The following is a 17,457-nucleotide window of genomic DNA, read 5'->3' as shown; positions in this document are numbered from 1 at the left end:
CGGCGGCCTCAGCGGGCCGCCGCTCTTCTATACTGTGCCTGCCCTCTCCCCTCACTCAAACCATGATCACCTGCACCCTGCGCTACGTCATCGACCCCTACCGCCTGGCCGAATTCGAAGCCTACGCAAAGATGTGGATTCCGCTCGTCGAGAAGTTCGGCGGCCAGCATCACGGCTATTTTCTGCCCTCCGAAGGCGCCAATAACATCGCGCTCGCGTTGTTCTCGTTTCCGAGCCTCGCCGCATACGAAAGCTACCGGACGCAATCCCAAAGCGATCCGGCTTGCCAGGCGGCCTTTCAATACGCAAACGATACACGTTGCATTGTCAGCTATGAACGCAGTTTCATGCGTCCTGTATTCGGGTAGGATGCGGGTTATGCGCCGCGCCATCCGCACGGCCGCCACCCCACTTCACTGCTCCCGACATGCAACAAGGCACTCAGGCAACCGCCGCCAGCTTTGCCAAATTGGGCGTCGACCTGCTCGACTTCTTCGACGTCACGCCCACATCGCTCTGGCTCGAAGACTATAGCCAGTTGCGCGCCTTGTTCGGGCGCTGGCGGGAGGCGGGCGTCACGAATCTGCGTGCGTGGCTGGAAGAAGACCCGCGCCGCGTGGCCGAGTGCTCGGCGTGCATCCGCGTGCTGAAGGTCAACCAGCATACGCTCGCGCTCTATGGCGCGCGCAACCATGAGGAACTCACCGCGCGTCTTTCCGATGTGCTGCGCGACGACATGTTTCAGGCGCACGTGGGCGAACTCGAGCAGATGTGGGCGGGCGGCACGACGTTCCAGAGCAAGAGCGTGAACTACACGCTCGGCGGCCGGCGCATGGACATCCTGCTGCGCGGCGTCATCTTGCCAGGGCACGAAGACGACTGGAGCCGCGTGCTCGTCTCGATCGAAGACGTTTCCGCGCTCGAAGAAGCGCGCCATCGCGCCGCCATGAGCGAGCAATACGCGCACGGCATCTTCGAGCACGCGCCGGTATCGCTGTGGGTCGAGAATTTCACGGCCATCCGCCAGCTGCTCGATGAAGTGCGCATGCAAGGCATCGTCGATTTCCGGACGTTTACGGATGTGCACCCCGACTTCGTCGAGCGTTGCATGAGCGAAATTCAGGTCATCGACGTCAATCACTACACGCTCGGCATGTACCGCGCGCCCGACAAGGCCACGCTGCTCTCGCGCCTGCCCGAGGTGTTCCGCGACGACATGCGTCCGCACTTTCGCGAGCAGCTCCTCGACCTGTGGGAGGGCCGCCTTTTCCAGCAACGCGAAGTCATCAATTACGCGCTCGATGGCAGCGCGCTCAACGTGCATCTGCAATTCTCGGTGTTTCCGGGCCACGAACAGGCATGGGACCTCGTACTGCTCGCGCTCACCGACATCACGGCGCGCAAGAAGGCCGAAGCCTACCTCGAATTCCTCGGCAAGCACGACGTGCTCACGAAGCTGAAGAACCGCTCGTTCTACGTGGACGAAATGAACCGCCTGCAGCGCAAGGGGCCGTTCCCGGTGAGCGCGATCGTGGTAGACATGGACAACCTGAAGGCCGTGAACGACCAGTTGGGCCACGCCGCCGGCGATGCGCTGCTACGACGCGCAGGCGAGGTGCTGGCAAAAGCCATTCAGAAGCCTTACCAGGCGGCGCGCATCGGCGGCGACGAATTCGTGGTGCTGATGCCAGGCGCCGAGCTGCGCGACGCCGAAGCGGTGGCGGACGGCATCGGGAAACTCGTCGAATTGAACAACCAGTTCTACGGCGGACCGCGCCTGAGCTTTTCGCTGGGCTGGGAAAGTTGTGACGAAGGTGAAAGCGTGGAGGCGATGTTGCGTGCCGCCGACTCGGCCATGTATGAGGCCAAGCGACGCCGCAACGAACTGCATCGCCCTGGCATGGACGGCGAGCGCCTGCACAGCCCCGCAGCCAAAGACGGCGCATGAATTCGACGCGGGCGCGCCGCCCTCACTCACGAGGGTCACGAGCGGCACATGCGATTACGCGAACGCGTAGTGGCTGCTTGAAACGCTGTATTGAATTGAAATAAACAGACAACCGGACGGACACCTTACCGATTCGGCGCCGCAAAAACGATCCGCCGGGAGCGAGGCGTCATACGCCCTGCTCCCGGCTCATGATGCGCCCTGCCGCCGCGGTTGCACGACAATCAACCGTGCAACCGCACACACGAGCAGCAAGATGGCGAGGACAGCAATGCGCCGCCCCCGCTATCCTGCCTGGCACTCGTGCGCGCTACGCAGCGGCGGCCTGCATCACGCCGCGTTGACGGCGTCCTTGAAAGCCTTGCCGGCCGTGAACTTCACCGTCTTCGCCGCAGCGATCTGGATTTCCGCGCCCGTAGCCGGGTTGCGGCCCACGCGAGCAGCACGCTGGCCGGTCGAGAACGAGCCGAAGCCGACGAGCTGCACGGAATCGCCCGACGTGACCGCCTTGGTGACCACTTCGAGGATCGCGTCGATTGCGGCTCCCGTGGCTGCCTTGGTCTCGCCCGTGCTTGCGGCGACTGCGTCAATGAGTTCCTGTTTGTTCATCTGCTACCTGTGTTGAGTTGAGAAAACCTGCATACCCTACCTCACGCGGGCCAAACAGGCAAATCGCGTTGCATATGGAAACGCAAAGCACACGGGGCTTACAGGCCGTCAGCCCCCCTGGAATGATTCGTGCGAGCGATTTTCTCGCCGATTTTGTGACCATTTAGCGTCATTTTACAAAAACCAGCGATATTCTCGCGCGCCGATCACATTCATAAAATCGAGGTGATCTTGCCGTTTATTTTCGCAATAAACCATGGTGAAGTCGTCGCCGAGTCCCTCTCGCACCCCGGCATGCCCGCGCATGGCGGCCACCGCCGAGAGCATGTCGCCCGGAAAATCGATGCCGCTCGCGCGGTCGTCGTTGAGCGGCGCGATTGGTTCGCGGCCCGCTTCCAGGCCGTGCTCGATGCCGGCGAGGATGGCCGCGAGCACGAGATACGGGTTGGCGTCCGCGCCTGCGAGCCGGTGTTCGATCCGCAGATTCGCTTCGTCGGACTCGGGAATGCGGATGCAGGCATCGCGGTCCTCGAAACCCCAGCTCGCCCGGCTCGCCGCATTGACCATCGCGCCGTAGCGCCGGAAGGCGTTGTGATTGGGCGCGAAGATGGGCATGCAATGCGGCAGCAACGCGAGGCAGCCCGCCACTGCATGACGCAGCGCGCGCCGCTCGCGTGCCGCGAGCACGTTGCGGCCCGCCTCGTCGTAGAGGCTCACATGCACGTGCATGCCGCTGCCCGGCACGTCGAGCAGCGGCTTCGACATGAAGCTCGCTCGATAGCCGTGCCGCAACGCTACGCCGCGCGTGCTCCGGCAAAAGAGCGCGGACCAGTCCGCCGCGCGCAGCGCGTCGTGGCAATGGCCGAAGTTGATTTCGAACTGACCCGGCCCGAGCTCGGCGGTAATGACCGTCGCGTCCACGCCCTGCTCGCGCGCGGTCTCGACCATCTCGTGCAGCACGGGCGCGAAACGCGAAAGGCGCTCGATATGCATGTTCGGCTGATCGTCTTCGTCCGCGCTTAGCGGGTCACGCGCATGCTGCGGCAGACCTTCGCGCAGCTTCGCATCGAACAGATAGAACTCCAGCTCGAACGCGACCACCGGCTTGAGACCGCGCCGCGCGAAGCGATCGAGCACGCGCGCGAGCACCTGGCGCGGCTCGAACGCGATGGGCGTTGCGGTGCCGTCCGAGGTCATCAACATCTGTGCGAGCGGCTGCTGCTCCCAGCGCACCGGCTTGAGCGTGCCGGACACGAGGCGGCGCGGCACGTCCGGGTCGCCGTCGTGGAAGCAATACTCCCCGATCGGATACACGCCGCCTTGCGCGCCGAGCAGGATGCAGTTTTGCGGCACCTTGAGCAGCGAACCGGCCGCCACTTTCTCGAGCATGGCGATGGGATAGCGCTTGCCGTAGAAATGCCCGGGAATGTCGAGGGAAATCAGGTCGACGTATTGCACGTCGGGATGAGCCGCACGAAAGGCGCGTACTTCGCTCAGGAGGTCAGTTGCGATGGCACTCACTTCGGGTTCCTCGTTAGCGAGAGATGGTGGACCTGCTAATTAATATGGACTCCAGAGCATGATGAAAACGCGCACCCCGGAGAGGCGCACGCTTTCATATCAAGCGAGCATCGAGCCAGGCGTCAGGTGAATACCCAAAGTACCCGCGCAGCCTTGTCCGAGCGATTCGCGTAACTGAAGCGGCAGCGTGCCGGCAGCTGGAAGCTGTCGCCCGCTTTGAGCATGACCTCATCGCCATCGCCATCGAGCCAGATGGTGAGCTCGCCTTCGAGCACGAAGCCGCCCTGCTCGTCGCTGTCGTCCACGGGGCGCTCGCCGCTCGTGGCGCCCGGCTCCAGCAGGCTCTCCAGCATCGAGAAGCCCGACGACATGCTAGGCGAGACCAGCACGTCCGTAATGCCGCCGCCGTAATAGAGCGTGCGCCGCTCGCCGGGGCGCGTGACCCACGGCAGCGCGCGCGGCTTGCTCACGCTGTAGAAGTACGTGGTGGGCGTCTGCAGCGCTTCGCCGATGGCGGTGAGATCGGCGACGGTAGGCCGCGACATGCCGCGCTCGACCTGCGAGAGAAAGCCCACCGAGCGGCCGATCCGTTGCGCGAGCTCGGCCAGCGTCACCTTCTTGTGCTTGCGCAGATCGCGAATGAGGATCGCGAGTCCTTCTATCTCTTCATCCCTGTCCATGCCGGATACCTCAGTCAAACCACATCGCGCATGCGATACCACAACTTGCCGAGCGCTTCGAGCGGCGCGGCCAGCGCGTCGCCGCCCGGGAAACGCGGATTATGGATGCCCTCGTAGAGCGAGAGCAAGCGTGTGTCGCCGAGGATCGCGTCGGAGACCGCGCGCGCCGCGGCCAGCGTCGGCAGCACGCCGTGCCCCGAGAAGCCCTGCAGCCAGTAGCGCCCGCGCGCGTGGCCCACGTCGGGCGTGCGCCGGATGCTGATGTCGATATGGCCGCCCCACGCGTATTCGAGCTCGACGCCGCGCAGTTGCGGGTAGACGCGCTCGAGGCTCGGCCGGATCGCCGCGCGAATGTCTTTGGGGATGCCGCCGAGATAAGTGCACGCACCACCGAACAGCAGCCGATGGTCGGGGCTCAACCGGAAATAGTCGGGCACGAACTGGTTGTCGATCACACAACTGTTGCGCGGCAAGAGCGTATGCGCCAATTGCGGATCGAGCGGCACGGTCGCCACCTGATACGTGCCGACCGGCAGGACACGGCGCGCGAGCTCACGGTCGAGCCGGTCGATATAGGCGTTGCAGGCAAGCACGAGCGTGTTCGCGCGAATCAGGCCATCGGGCGTAGTCGCGACGAAACCGGCCTGCGTTTCGCGCCATTGCAGCACGCGGGTCTGCTCGAAAATCCGCCCGCCCGCGCGCTCGATGGCAGCGGCAAGGCCGAGCGCGAGCTTGAGCGGATTGAGGTGGCCGGCTTCGGGATCGTAGAGCGCCGCGAGATAGCGCGGGCTGCCCACCCATTCGGGCATCTCGTGCTCGTGGATGACGCGCAGCGCATCGTAGCCCCACTTGCGCGCGGCTTCGTCGCGCGCCTCCTCGAGCAATGCGATGCGGTTGCGCTTGACTGCCGTCCACAGGCTGCCGGGCCGATAGTCGGCGTCGAAACCGTGGCGTCCGGGCAGTTCGCGCACCTCGCGCGCCGCCCAGCGCATGCTCTCCCACAACTCACGCGCGCCTTGTCGCCCCAGCGACTGCTCGATCGGCGGCATATCGCACGACCAGCCGAGCAGCGCCTGCCCGCCGTTGCGCCCGGACGCGGCCCACGCCACGCGGCTCGCCTCAACGACAACCACGCGCTGGCCCGCGAGCGCGAGGCGCAACGCCGTGTGCAACCCGCTGAAACCGGCCCCGACGATCAGGACATCGGCATCGCACTCGCCCGCCAATGCCGGGCGCGCGGGCACCTCGCCGGGCAAGGTCCGGGCGTAGTAGCTCTCAACGTGCTGGGTCGATTCGACGAACATGGTGGCATCCGTGAAATTTTGTCGGCTGAATTTCATGAAAAATTAGCACAACAATTTCACGAATGCAAATTGCGCTCTACCCCAGGCTTGATTTGTGCATTCGCGCGAGGTGCAGCCTCACAAGGGACGGCGGCACGACCGCCCCGAGCCAGTTTGTGTCAGAACCTCGTCTGGATACCGATCCGCCCGACAAATTGCTGATTGCTGCTCGACGGGCCGAACGTGCCATCGATAGCCGCCGTTGCGCCGGAGTTGGCAATCTGAAACGCCGTTTCGGCATAGACCGTCGTGCGCTTGGACAGGCTGTACTGAGCTACGGCATCGATTTGATGGGCGTGGTTGTTGTCGACGCCCGCGTTGCCACACATGTACATGTAGTTTGCCCCCAGCCCGAATGCGGGCGTCACGTGCCAGGTGCCACCCGCCTCGACCATGTTCACGGCGGCACCATTTTGCGTGTTGCGCGTATTGGTATAGAGCAGTGTCAGCAGTGCATTGCCGATCGTGTAGCGCGCGCCGGCACCCCAGTTCCGGATGCTCTCGCCTTCAAGCACCGCGTACTTGACGTTCGTGTAAGCCGCGCCCACCGCAAGCGGCCCTCTTGCGTAGCTCACACCGTAGCTCGATGCGCTGTTCTGGCTGAAGTTGCCGGCGGTTCCGCCGAACGCATACATGCCGCCGAACTTGAGTCCGCTGAAGTCTGCCGAGGTGTACTTCACCGAATTCGACAACGCTTCGGCGCCGTTCATATGGTCGAAGTCGTAGGCGTCGCCGGGCGGCGAATCCGGCAGATTCAGCCCGGCGAACGGTCCGTCACGAAAGTTGTAGAGGCCGCCCACGTAGAGCGCCGAATCCGCACCCACGTCCGCAAGCAACGTATCGACCATGAAGTCCTGCTGGCGTCCCATGGTCAAACTGCCGTAGCGCTCGCTCGCGAGGCCCACCCAGGCTTCACGGGCGAAGAGGCCGCCACTCGTCATGGAGCTATTGCTGGGCGAGGCGATGATCGAGCCGTTGCCGAGCGAGAACTGGTTGACGAGCCGAAACTTCGCTTTGAGACCGCCGCCCAGGTCCTCGGCCCCCTCCAGGCCGAAAAGGTTCGGCACGGCGATGCCGTCCGCCATCTGCCAGTTCGATTTGCCACCCTGATTGCTGATGTACGACACGCCGGCGTCCAGCAGGCCGAAGATCGTGACGCTGCTCTGCGCGTGAGCAATCGGCGCTGCAAGGCCAATCATTGCCGCGAGCGCGCATTTCCTGCGTTGCCTTCCCATTGACACTCTCCAGTTCTTACATATATTTCGGTATGCTTAGTATCAGGCTTGAAAATTTCACCAGATTGCACGACCGGATTGACCTCGATCGACCGGACGCCGGGAATCAGCGCCCTGGCACAATCGGGCCGGCGGGAGCCGTATATTGTCCCTGCCAGTAGAGAAGCGGACGCGGTACGGACTCGTCGCGATTGACCGCGCGCACGCGCCCAATAATGAGCAAGTGCCCGTGGCGCACGATCAACTCCTCCACCTCGCAGTCCATGGCAACGACACTGTCCGCCAGCAGCGGTGCGCCGCCCGGACTCGCGTGCACCCATTCGTCGCCGCCATAACGCGCCTCGCCCTGTTCGCCACGAAAGCCCGTGAATCGCTCGGCAATCGCGCGCTGCTCAGCACGCAGCAGATTCACGCCAAAGCGCCGCGTGCGTTCGAGCATCCCGGCAGACGAACTGGACGCCTTCAGCGACGCCACCACCATGGGCGGCTGTGCCGAAAACGACGAAACGGAGGTGGCGGTGAAACCGCTGCGCAACGCGCCCTCCGCGACGGTCACGACACATACCGCGCCCGCGAACCCGCGCATCGCCTGCACGAAGCGGCTGCTCAGCGCACCGGTGTCTTCCATGACTTCAGGCTGCATGGCGGCGCTCTCCAGGGCGGCGCAGCCCATGTGCCTCAAGGATCGGCAGCACCGTGTCACGGAAGTACGGGAATTCCTTCACGTAGTCCACGAACGACAAGGTCGTGCCCTTGAAGCCGGCTTCGGCAAGCGAAATCAGCCCCGCCGCCACCTGCTGAGGCGTCCCCACGAGCGGGAAGCCACCGTGCCCCGCGGCCATCCTGTCGCGGATCAGCGCGAGCAAATCGTGCGGGAACGATTGTGCATTCGCGAACTGCAATGCAACCAGGTTGTCGACCGCGCCCAAGTCCGCATTGTCCTGTGCAAAATAGTGCAGATACTGGCGCGCCTCCTCCTCGGTCGGGCGGCAGACCACATGAGAAAACGTCAGCACGTTCACGTTCTTTCCGGCTGCGACGGCTTTCTGCTTGAGCTCGGCGACTTCCGTGCGAGAGCGCTCGAGATCGATCGCAGGCGTAAAGAGGAAGTTGGCGTTGCCGATCGCAAATTCACGCCCTTCGCCCGAACCCGCCGCATTCAGAATCGGCGGGCGCTCGCCGTTCCATGGGCGCGGCAAACCATAGACGTTCTTCAGGTGGAAATTCTCGCCATCCCAGTTGAAGGGGCCGTCGTGCGTCCAGATCTTCTGCACGATATCGAACCACTCCTGCGCGTACGCATAGCGCTTGCCGTGACCGCTCGCGAGCGGCAGCCCGAGCGCTTCGTACTCGGGGCGATTCCAGCCCGCGACGATGTTCAGCCCGGCCCGGCCGGCGCCGATCTGGTCGAGCGTCGCAATCTGCTTGGCGACCACGACCGGATGGTTGGCCGCCGTGTGGATCGTCGCGAACACGGTGAGGTGGCGCGTCCTGGCGAGCAGCGCCGCGGCCCAGGTCATGGTCTCCAGCACCGAGCCGTGGAAGTCCGTCTCGCCGCCGTAGCCAATCCAGCGCGCGATGGGGAGCATGAAGTCGATACCGGCCTCGTCCAGCATGAGCGCAAGCTGTTCGTTGTTCTCCCACGAATTGTCCCAGCGCTCGCCGATCTTCGTCACCGACATCCCGCCCGAGCAGTTCGTCGCAAACGTCCCCAGAATGAAGTCCTTCGTGTTCAGAATTCGTCTCATGTCAGTCCTGGCGCAGTAAAATTTGTTTCCATGACGGGCCGCCTCGCGGCAGCCCCCTCTCCCAACCCAGTCGACGGCATGGGCCGCAACCGCGCGATTCCGCAATGACCGAACCTTCACGCAGAACCACGAAAAAGACCGCTACTGCCGAACATCGCTGGCACCTTGCGATGGACGACTTCGGCGTCGAGATCACCGACCTCGAATATGCCGTCATGCGTTTGAACCAGTCGTTCTCGCGCTGGCAGTCCGAGTGCATGGCCGCCGTTACCGGCACCACGCTGAGCGGCCAGGAGAACGCACTGGTGCACGTCATCCACATGCACGAACGGCCCAAGACCATTCGCGATCTGCTGCATATGACCAACCGGCAGGACGTCGCTAATATGCAGTACGAACTACGCAAGCTGATCAAGGCCGGGCTCGTCGAAAAATCCGGAACGGCGCGCGCCGGCGTGTACTACAGAACCACCGCGGAAGGCGCGAGCGTGTGCGAGGAATACGCACGGCTGCGCGAAACGGTGCTCCTCAAGATGGCCGAGGCGGCCGCGGGCATGCAGTCCGCCGCCGCGCAGGCCACCGCCTGCCTCGAACAGATGGAACGCGTCTACGAATCCGCCACGCGCGAAGTCGCAACCTTCCATCGGCGACGCTGATGGTGCGGCTCCGTAGCGAGGAGCATGAAGCGCACTGCACCCTCCAGCGCCCAACTCACTTCAAATAAAAATTCACATTGAATTTCTATTTGATCGAATCGTAGTGCAGCCATTTTTTGGCTGCAACCGATTTCACCTCAGGGAAAACACCGGCCCTCGAGCTGCACTTTTATGCAGCCACTGAGCACGCGAATGCCCACTGGCGCGCGCGCTCGCCGCGCGCATCCCGCTTCGGCTCTTGCAGTTCAGGAGTTCGGAATAGAAGCGCGGCTAAAGCCGCGCCCCGGCGGACAGGAGGGAGAACAACGCTGGAAGCGACGGCTTTTCGCCGTGCACGACACTCCGGCCAAGCGGCCGGCGGCGCCCAGGTCAGGCGCCATGGGCATTTGCCGCCACCGCGGGGAAGGTAGCTCGGGTTCGGCGGACCTCTAGCGGCCCGCACTCCCGACGCGGCGGGCCCACGCCGTCACATAGTCGGGTACGGCGCCTTCCGGCTGTGCACCATCAGGCTCAGGCGCGAACGGCTGGAGCGCCAGCGGCAGCACGCCCGCCCAGACGGGGCGGTCGAGATCCTCTTCATCGTCCTTCGGGCCGCCGGTGCGGATCTTTGCTACCGCTTCGTCGAGCGGCAGCCGCAGCACCGTCGTCGCGGCCAGCTCATTGCGGTTGCCGGCACGCACTTCGTGCGCGCGGCCTGCTGCGATGTGATTGAGAAAGGCGTCGAGCGCCGCGGCCTTGCGGTCGGCACCCACTACTTCGAACGCGCCGTAGATCATCGCCGAGCGGTAGTTCATCGAGTGATGGAAAGCGGAGCGCGCCAGCACGAGGCCGTCGAGATGCATGACCGTTACGCAGACCTGTGCGCCCTCGGCCGCGAGCCTCAGCATGCGGCTACCGTTTGAGCCATGGATGTAGAGATGATCGCCCTCGCGCCAGCACGCGGTGGGAATGCAATGCACACCGTGCTCGTCGGCGAATGCGACGTGGCACACGTAGGCCGCGTCGAGGATCGCGTACAGCGTGTCGCGCTCGTAATGGGCGCGCTCGGCGATGCGGCGCACCCGCGTGCGCGGCGACGGCGCCTGGCCGTTGGCAGAAACGGTATCGGTTTCGGACATCCTCGACATCTCCTCGATTGGGTGGGGATGCCGATTACGTTAGCGAAGCGGTGGCTCCATGGGTAGACCCAGCACGGCGCATTCGTCTGGAGCCACGGCGCCACACGGAGATCGCCGCTAATCCAGACTCGCGAAGGCCGCGTGCCCGACGGCACTCACCCGGGCTCGCGCCGCCGGTGTCACTTTTTCGTGCCCGTCTTGCGCGCGGGCCGCAGCGGCTTTGCCGGGACATCGGCAGAGCGACCCGCGCGCCGTTGCACACGCCGGACCGGCGCCGCGCCAGTGGCATCTCCTTGCGCGCCCGCCTTCGTGCGCAGTGCGTCGAGTTCCTGCGCCTGCACCGCATGCGCCGCGCGCAGCGTCTCCAGACGCCCTTCCTGCAAGCCCGCCTGATGCCGCAGATCGCCAAGCTGGCCCTGCAGCGATTGAATCTCGGCCCGCGCACTCTCTTCAGCCCGCGCGGCGCGTTTGGTGGCCGCCTCCAGATCGCGCTGCAGGCGTGCATTGCTCGTGCGCTCGCGTTCGATTTCCAGCAGCGCGCGCTTTTCCGCAGCCAGCAAGCGGGTTTCCGCGAGCTCCGCTCCGGCACGAAGCTTGTCGAGCTCGGCGGAAAAATCGGCGCGTGCCTGCGCAAGCGCGCCGTCGCGCTCGCGGCCATCCTGCTGCAGCCGCTCGACCTCGCTTTCCAGCGCGCCGCGCGTGGCGGCCGCGGCCGCCTGCGCCTGTTCCAGTTCATGAATCCGCACCTGCGCCGCGAGTAACGCGGTGGTGCGTTGTTCCAGCGCCGTCTCCGTGCGCGCGAGCTCGCCCTGCATGGCGGTGACGGCCGCCTCGGCATCCTGGCGCGCCTGCTCGACCTCGACGCGCAGCGCCTCGAGCGAAGCCTGCGCGGCAGTCGTAGCGCGCTTCCAGAGCGCGGCCACGAGCTCGCCCGCCGCGCCCTGCAACTCCTCCGGCAAGTCGGCATGCTCGATGCGTACGCGACTTTTCTCTCGCAGCTCCGCCCAGAATTCGGAGAGCACCGCCGTGGGCGTGCCCATGCTGCCGCGGTGAACGAGTTGGTAGAGCCGATTGGCGGTGGGCGTGACGCCGAAGCGGAAGAACAGCAGCGCGCACACTTCCCGGTAAAGCTCACGGGTCTTGGGGAATTCGCTCTTCAGCCGCTCGATTTCGGCGGTGAGACGGACTTCGTCGAGAGGGGCGTCGGACATGGCGAGAGAGGGCATGATCAGATCAGTAAATAATACAACGTAAAACGTATAATTTCTACCTTGGCGATCAATAATTTAGACATTACTTTTATAATGTCTTGATTTGCGATCCAGCTGCTGGCCTGAAACGGATTTGTGAGTTATGAAACCGACTTTTTCGAGAGCCGCGCCGTTACGCCCTGTCGAGGCGCGGTAGGCCCGATTGCCGCGACACGTTTCGTTACACACCAACACATCGATGACGCGCTTTCTCGATAGGGTGAATTCAAGACCATCGAGTGGGGTATCGTATGAAGAGAATCCTTGTGCTGATGCTAGCGGCCGTGTGCCTCGGAAGCGCATTGAGTGGCTGCATCATCGTTCCAGGCGATGGCGGCGGATATCATCACCATCACGACGACGATCGTTACTAACGCAAACCAACCGAAGCCGCGGCGCCGTATAAACAGCAGCCGCGGACCTCGTCACGAATCGGTGCCGAGCCTCATGGCTCGCGTGCCAACCGCGCACTGAGCGCATCGATTTCCGAATCCGCGAATACTTCAATGCCGTGCTCACGCAGCAGCGCAGCCGTCACCCCTGCCCCGGCGCGTCGCTGGCCCGAAAAGCTCCCGTCATGGATGAAGCGGCTGCCGCACGATGGACTGCCATCGATCAGCAGTGCGAAGCGGCAATCGTGCTCGCGCGCGAGTTCGAGCGCCGCCTGTGCGCCCGCGAGGAACAAGCCGGTCACATCGACGCCCTCCACATCGACGACACGCGCAGCGCCCGTGAGCACCGCCTCGCCCGATTGCGCCCGTGAAATTTCGGCCGCCGGGCGCGGCACGCCGAATCCCCCGATCAACTCAGGACAGACGGAGACGATGCGGCCCTCGCGCCGCCACGCGTCGAGCGCCGGATGGGCAAGCGTTTTGGCCGAGCCGTTATAGCGAACCGGACTGCCGAGCAAACAGGCGCTGACCAATATCTTCTGAATCATTCGCGATCTTCCCTCGCTGCGTGCTGCGCCCTCGATGCACCGGCGGGCACCATGTTGGCATGCCCCGTCCCGCGCGCACCAATAAAAAAGCGCACCCGAGGTGCGCCCGCAATGAGCCTGAAGTCTGCCGGAAATCCGCCGGATGCGCCTTCCTGCGTGCCCGCCGGTCGAGCACTACCCGGCGCCGCCACGGCACCGGCAACCAACCCCTCATCTCATTGGAAGTTCTCGCGCAGCCACTTCTTGTTCAACTTGCCCACGCTGGTCTTCTCGATCGCATCGACGAACTTGACGACCTCCGGCACCGCGTACTTCGAAATCTGTCCGGTTTCGCTGAAACGCAGGACATGCTGCCGGATATCCTCGGCGCTCACGGGCGCATCGCGCTCGGCGCGCAAAACGACCACGGCGGCCGGCCGCTCGCCCCACTTCTCGCTCTTGATGCCGATGACGGCCACTTCGGCCACGGCGGGATGTTGAGAAATCAGGCTCTCGATCTCCAGCGACGAGACCCATTCGCCGCCCGACTTGATCACGTCCTTGATGCGGTCCGTGATTTGCAAACAGCCATCCTTGTCGATCCGACCGACGTCCTGCGTGTGGAGATAGCCGCCCTCCCACAACTGCGTGGACGCCTCGGGATTGTGCAGGTAGCCCTGCGTGAGCCACGGCGCACGCACGACCACCTCGCCGGTGGCGCTGCCGTCGTGCGGCAGGTCGCGCATTTCGGCGTCCACGATGCGCAGGTCGACGAGCGGCACCGGCAGGCCGGTACGGCACCGCAGGCTGACTTCTTCGTCGATGTCCCGAGGCTGCGCCGTCGGCTTCAATTGCGCGAGCGTGAGCAGCGGACACGTCTCCGACATGCCATAGCCCGTAAAGACGTCGATGCCCCGCTCCAGCGCGGCACGCGCGAGCCCGTGCGGTAGTGCCCCGCCGCCGATCACCACTTTCCACTTGCTGAAATCGGCGCCCTGCGCCTGCGGGCAGCTCAGCAGCATGTGCAGGATCGTGCCCACGCAATGCGAGAAGGTCACGCCTTCCTCGCGCAGCAGCTCCACGAGCCGGTCTGGCACATAACGGCCCGGATACACCTGCTTCACGCCCAGCACAGTCGCGATGTACGGCATGCCCCATGCATGCACATGGAACATCGGCGTGAGCGGCATATAAACGTCGCCACGGTGAAAACGCTGACCCGACTCCGGGCTCGCCAGTGCCGCCATCCCGGTGATGGTGTGCAGCACCAGTTGCCGATGCGAAAAATACACGCCCTTTGGCAGCCCGGTGGTGCCTGTCGTGTAGAACGTCGTGGCGCGCGTGTTCTCGTCGAAGTCGGGGAAATCGAAGTGCGTGCCGCTCTGCGCGAGCAGGTTCTCATATTCGTCGGCGAACGCCACGTCGGACGTGGCCGCCGCATTGCCTTCGTCGTCGATGAGCACGACCGTGCGCACGTGCTCGAGCTTGTCACGAATCGCCGCCAGCACGGGCAGAAAATCCGCGTTGACGAGCAGCACTTGCGCGCCCGCATGATTGATCGTGTAGGCGATTTCAGCCTGCGAGAGACGAATATTCACCGTCTGCAGCACAGCGCCAATCATCGGCACTGCGAAATAACACTCCAGATATCGATGGCTGTCCCAGTCCATCACCGCGACCGTGGTGCCATGCTCCACGCCGAGCCGTTGCAGGCCATTCGCGAGCCGCGCAATGCGCTCGTTCAACTGGGCGTAGGTCATGCGCAGCTTGCCCCGGTAGACGATCTCCTGATCGAGCGCCTGCGTCATCGGCGTGTGCAGCAAGCGCTTGATCAAGAGGGGGTAGGCATAGGCAGATGCCATCGTTTCGGAGGCCTGATCGTACATGGCTGTCTCTAACATTCGGTGTATTCAATTACGAGGCGCGCCGCGTTCGACTACACGGCGCGCCGGCACTAACGATGCGTTATCGAGCCTTAGCGCAGGTTCTCGAAGATCGCTGCAATGCCCTGTCCGCCGCCGATGCACATCGTCACCAGTGCGTAGCGGCCGCCCGTGCGCTGCAGCTCGTGCAGCGCCTTCACGGTGATGAGCGCGCCGGTGGCGCCAATCGGGTGACCGAGCGAAATGCCCGAGCCGTTCGGGTTCACCTTGGCCGGATCGAGACCGAGCTCCTGCGTAACCGCACAGGCCTGGGCTGCGAAGGCTTCGTTCGACTCGATCACGTCGAGGTCTTCGACGCGCAGGCCCGCGCGCTGCAGGGCGAGGCGCGTGGCCGGCACGGGGCCGATGCCCATGTGCAGCGGATCGACGCCCGCGTGCCCGTAGGCGACGAGCCGCGCCATCGGCTTGAGGCCGCGCTGCTCTGCCGCCTCGCGCGACATCAGCAGCACGGCTGCGGCCGCGTCGTTGATGCCCGAGGCGTTGCCGGCCGTCACCGTGCCGTTCTCTTTGGCGAAGACGGGCTTGAGCTTCGAGAAGTCTTCGATCGTGGCGTCGGTGCGCAGATGCTCGTCGGTATCGAAAACGACTTCGCGGCCCCTCACCTTCTGCGTGACGGGGACGATCTGGCCCGCGAAGCGGCCCTCGGCGATGGCGCGCGCCGCGCGGTGATGCGATTCGAGCGCGAGCGCATCCTGACGCTCACGCGAAATGTCGAACTTGCGCGCGACGTTTTCGGCGGTCACGCCCATGTGCACCGTATTGAACGGATCATTGAGCGCGCCGAGCATCATGTCGACCATACGTGCATCGCCCATGCGTGCGCCAAAGCGCATATCGGGCGCGAGGTACGGCGCGCGGCTCATGTTCTCCGCACCCGCGCCGATCGCGACATCGGCGTCGCCAAGCAGAATGGTCTGCGCCGCCGACACGATGGCCTGCAGGCCCGAGCCGCACAGGCGGTTGACATTGAAAGCAGGCGTCGAATCGGGAATGCCCGCGTTGATGGCCGCAACACGCGAGAGATAGAGATCTTTCGGCTCGGTGGCAATCACATTGCCGAACACGACGTGACCCACGTCCTCGGGCTTGACCTCGCTGCGCGCGAGCACCTCGCGCAGCACGAGCGCGCCCAGCTCAGTGGGCGCGACGTCTTTCAGGCTGCCGCCGAATTTGCCGATTGCGGTTCGCACACCGCCTACCACCACGACTTCTTTGCTCATTTGCACGTCTCCTTCAATGGCTCGCGCGCGATTGCGCTGCCGGCACTACATGTTCGGATAGTTGGGTCCACCGCCGCCTTCGGGCGTGACCCACACGATGTTCTGCGTCGGATCCTTAATGTCGCAGGTCTTGCAGTGTACGCAATTTTGCGCGTTTATCTGCAAACGTTCTTCATCCGAATCGTCTTTCACGAATTCGTAAACGCCTGCTGGACAGAAGCGCGACTCCGGACCCGCGTAGGTTTTGAGGTTGATGCCGACCGGCACCGTGGCGTCTTTCAGCGTCAGATGCGCAGGCTGGTTCTCTTCGTGATTCGTATTGGAAATGAACACGGAAGAGAGGCGGTCGAACGTGAGCTTGCCATCGGGCTTCGGGTACTCGATCGGCTTGCATTGCGAGGCCGGGCGCAGCATCTCGTGGTCGCGATGCTGGTGATGCAGCGTCCAGGGCACCTTGCCGCCCAGCAGCTTCTGTTCGATGCCCACCATCAGCGTGCCCAGGTACAGGCCCTTGCCCATCCACTGCTTGAAATTGCGCGCCTTGTACAGCTCTTCATGGAGCCACGAATTCTTGAACGCTTCCGGGTAAGCCGTGAGTTCGTCGCTCTGGCGGCCCGCCTGCACCGCATCGAATGCCGCTTCCGCCGCGAGCATGCCGGTCTTGATCGCCGCGTGGCTGCCCTTGATGCGCGCAGCGTTCAGAAAGCCTGCATTGTCGCCAACGAGTGCGCCGCCCGGGAACGCCAGCTTCGGCAGCGACATCAGTCCGCCCGCCGTCATCGCGCGCGCGCCGTATGAAACGCGCTTGCCGCCTTCCAGATACTTGCGGATCGCCGGATGCGTCTTGTAGCGCTGGAATTCTTCGAACGGCGAGAGGTACGGGTTCGTGTAGGCGAGACCGACGACGAAGCCCACCATCACCTGGTTGTTCTCGGTGTGATAAAGGAAGGAGCCGCCGTAGGTGTCTTTCTCGAGCGGCCAGCCCGCCGTGTGGATCACGAGACCCGGCTTGTGCTTCGCCGGATCGATCTCCCACAGCTCCTTGATGCCGATGCCGTAGACCTGCGGGTCCGCATCCTTGCCCAGCTTGAAGTGCTCGCTCAGTTGTCGGCCCAGGTGGCCGCGACAGCCCTCGCAGAACAGCGTGTACTTCGCGTGCAACTCCATGCCGAGCTGGAAGTTCTCGGTGGGCTCGCCGTCCTTGCCGACGCCCATGTTGCCGGTGGCCACGCCCTTGACCGAGCCATCGTCGTTGTAGAGCACTTCC

16 protein-coding genes are annotated in these 17,457 nt (G+C 64.1%); 3 read left to right on the top strand and 13 right to left on the bottom strand.

The genetic code is table 11. From position 1 onward, the window contains the following. Positions 1–62 precede the first annotated feature (62 nt). Both EYW47_RS20315 and EYW47_RS20310 read left to right on the top strand, forming a co-directional pair. A complete protein-coding gene (locus tag EYW47_RS20315; protein WP_133196637.1) occupies positions 63–368 on the top strand; it encodes an NIPSNAP family protein in 306 nt (101 codons plus the stop codon). Positions 369–427: 59 nt separating this feature from the next. Further along, a complete protein-coding gene (locus tag EYW47_RS20310; RefSeq protein WP_133196636.1) occupies positions 428–1,948 on the top strand; it encodes a sensor domain-containing diguanylate cyclase in 1,521 nt (506 codons plus the stop codon). A gap of 330 nt (positions 1,949–2,278) precedes the next feature. Here EYW47_RS20310 and EYW47_RS20305 read toward each other — a convergent pair whose 3' ends face one another. The 7 genes from EYW47_RS20305 to EYW47_RS20275 form a co-directional block, all read right to left on the bottom strand. Further along, positions 2,279–2,557 (bottom strand): HU family DNA-binding protein, encoded by a 279-nt coding sequence (locus EYW47_RS20305; RefSeq protein WP_028217477.1) that lies wholly within the window; start codon positions 2,555–2,557, stop codon positions 2,279–2,281. A gap of 174 nt (positions 2,558–2,731) precedes the next feature. Then, positions 2,732–4,078, bottom strand: a complete 1,347-nt coding sequence (locus tag EYW47_RS20300) for a glutamine synthetase family protein (RefSeq protein WP_133196635.1) — start codon at positions 4,076–4,078, stop codon at positions 2,732–2,734. 122 nt (positions 4,079–4,200) lie between these two features. Continuing rightward, positions 4,201–4,758, bottom strand: coding sequence for a helix-turn-helix domain-containing protein (locus tag EYW47_RS20295; protein WP_133196634.1), 558 nt, complete (start codon positions 4,756–4,758; stop codon positions 4,201–4,203). Between the two features lie 14 nt (positions 4,759–4,772). Then, positions 4,773–6,062, bottom strand: a complete 1,290-nt coding sequence (locus tag EYW47_RS20290; protein WP_133196633.1) for an NAD(P)/FAD-dependent oxidoreductase — start codon at positions 6,060–6,062, stop codon at positions 4,773–4,775. 158 nt (positions 6,063–6,220) lie between these two features. Further along, positions 6,221–7,336: a porin gene (locus tag EYW47_RS20285; RefSeq protein WP_133196632.1), complete on the bottom strand. Its 1,116-nt coding sequence runs from the start codon at positions 7,334–7,336 to the stop codon at positions 6,221–6,223. Between the two features lie 106 nt (positions 7,337–7,442). Then, positions 7,443–7,979 (bottom strand): flavin reductase family protein, encoded by a 537-nt coding sequence (locus EYW47_RS20280; RefSeq protein ID WP_133196631.1) that lies wholly within the window; start codon positions 7,977–7,979, stop codon positions 7,443–7,445. Then, entirely contained in the window at positions 7,969–9,084 is a 1,116-nt protein-coding gene (locus tag EYW47_RS20275; RefSeq protein ID WP_133196630.1) for an LLM class flavin-dependent oxidoreductase, read from the bottom strand. The genes EYW47_RS20280 and EYW47_RS20275 overlap by 11 nt, the downstream gene beginning before the upstream one ends. A 104-nt stretch (positions 9,085–9,188) precedes the next feature. On the opposite strand from EYW47_RS20275, the gene EYW47_RS20270 reads away from it, so the two are divergent. Next, positions 9,189–9,740 carry a winged helix DNA-binding protein gene (locus EYW47_RS20270; RefSeq protein ID WP_165976625.1) on the top strand — a complete coding sequence of 184 codons (552 nt, stop codon included), beginning with the start codon at positions 9,189–9,191 and terminating at the stop codon, positions 9,738–9,740. A 428-nt stretch (positions 9,741–10,168) separates the two neighbouring features. On the opposite strand, the gene EYW47_RS20265 is transcribed toward EYW47_RS20270, so the two are convergent. The 6 genes from EYW47_RS20265 to EYW47_RS20240 all read right to left on the bottom strand — a co-directional run. Further along, the gene (locus tag EYW47_RS20265) at positions 10,169–10,858 is read right to left on the bottom strand and encodes a pyridoxamine 5'-phosphate oxidase family protein (RefSeq protein WP_133196629.1); all 690 of its coding nucleotides are present in this window, start codon (positions 10,856–10,858) and stop codon (positions 10,169–10,171) included. Between the two features lie 179 nt (positions 10,859–11,037). Further along, positions 11,038–12,069, bottom strand: a complete 1,032-nt coding sequence (locus tag EYW47_RS20260) for a DNA-binding protein (protein ID WP_133196792.1) — start codon at positions 12,067–12,069, stop codon at positions 11,038–11,040. A 484-nt stretch (positions 12,070–12,553) separates the two neighbouring features. Then, positions 12,554–13,048: a 2-thiouracil desulfurase family protein gene (locus EYW47_RS20255; RefSeq protein WP_133196628.1), complete on the bottom strand. Its 495-nt coding sequence runs from the start codon at positions 13,046–13,048 to the stop codon at positions 12,554–12,556. 215 nt (positions 13,049–13,263) lie between these two features. Further along, positions 13,264–14,913 carry a fatty acid--CoA ligase gene (locus tag EYW47_RS20250; RefSeq protein WP_133196627.1) on the bottom strand — a complete coding sequence of 550 codons (1,650 nt, stop codon included), beginning with the start codon at positions 14,911–14,913 and terminating at the stop codon, positions 13,264–13,266. Between the two features lie 89 nt (positions 14,914–15,002). Beyond that, entirely contained in the window at positions 15,003–16,190 is a 1,188-nt protein-coding gene (bktB, locus tag EYW47_RS20245; RefSeq protein WP_133196626.1) for a beta-ketothiolase BktB, read from the bottom strand. Between the two features lie 45 nt (positions 16,191–16,235). After that, on the bottom strand, positions 16,236–17,457 hold a 1,222-nt coding region (locus EYW47_RS20240; RefSeq protein WP_240763817.1), incomplete at its 5' end, for an electron transfer flavoprotein-ubiquinone oxidoreductase.

Source organism: Paraburkholderia silviterrae (assembly GCF_004353915.1).
Lineage (GTDB): Bacteria > Pseudomonadota > Gammaproteobacteria > Burkholderiales > Burkholderiaceae > Paraburkholderia > Paraburkholderia silviterrae.
Note: the sequence above shows the minus strand (reverse complement) of the source record. Positions and strands in the feature narration are given on the sequence as shown.

Coding starts and splice junctions, on each gene's coding strand:
- EYW47_RS20315 (WP_133196637.1), top strand. CDS start 63: ATGATCACCTGCACCCTGCGCTACGTCATCGACCCCTACCGCCTGGCC.
- EYW47_RS20310 (WP_133196636.1), top strand. CDS start 428: ATGCAACAAGGCACTCAGGCAACCGCCGCCAGCTTTGCCAAATTGGGC.
- EYW47_RS20305 (WP_028217477.1), bottom strand. CDS start 2,557: ATGAACAAACAGGAACTCATTGACGCAGTCGCCGCAAGCACGGGCGAG.
- EYW47_RS20295 (WP_133196634.1), bottom strand. CDS start 4,758: ATGGACAGGGATGAAGAGATAGAAGGACTCGCGATCCTCATTCGCGAT.
- EYW47_RS20290 (WP_133196633.1), bottom strand. CDS start 6,062: ATGTTCGTCGAATCGACCCAGCACGTTGAGAGCTACTACGCCCGGACC.
- EYW47_RS20285 (WP_133196632.1), bottom strand. CDS start 7,336: ATGGGAAGGCAACGCAGGAAATGCGCGCTCGCGGCAATGATTGGCCTT.
- EYW47_RS20280 (WP_133196631.1), bottom strand. CDS start 7,979: ATGCAGCCTGAAGTCATGGAAGACACCGGTGCGCTGAGCAGCCGCTTC.
- EYW47_RS20275 (WP_133196630.1), bottom strand. CDS start 9,084: ATGAGACGAATTCTGAACACGAAGGACTTCATTCTGGGGACGTTTGCG.
- EYW47_RS20270 (WP_165976625.1), top strand. CDS start 9,189: ATGACCGAACCTTCACGCAGAACCACGAAAAAGACCGCTACTGCCGAA.
- EYW47_RS20265 (WP_133196629.1), bottom strand. CDS start 10,858: ATGTCCGAAACCGATACCGTTTCTGCCAACGGCCAGGCGCCGTCGCCG.
- EYW47_RS20260 (WP_133196792.1), bottom strand. CDS start 12,069: ATGTCCGACGCCCCTCTCGACGAAGTCCGTCTCACCGCCGAAATCGAG.
- EYW47_RS20255 (WP_133196628.1), bottom strand. CDS start 13,048: ATGATTCAGAAGATATTGGTCAGCGCCTGTTTGCTCGGCAGTCCGGTT.
- EYW47_RS20250 (WP_133196627.1), bottom strand. CDS start 14,913: ATGTACGATCAGGCCTCCGAAACGATGGCATCTGCCTATGCCTACCCC.
- bktB (WP_133196626.1), bottom strand. CDS start 16,190: ATGAGCAAAGAAGTCGTGGTGGTAGGCGGTGTGCGAACCGCAATCGGC.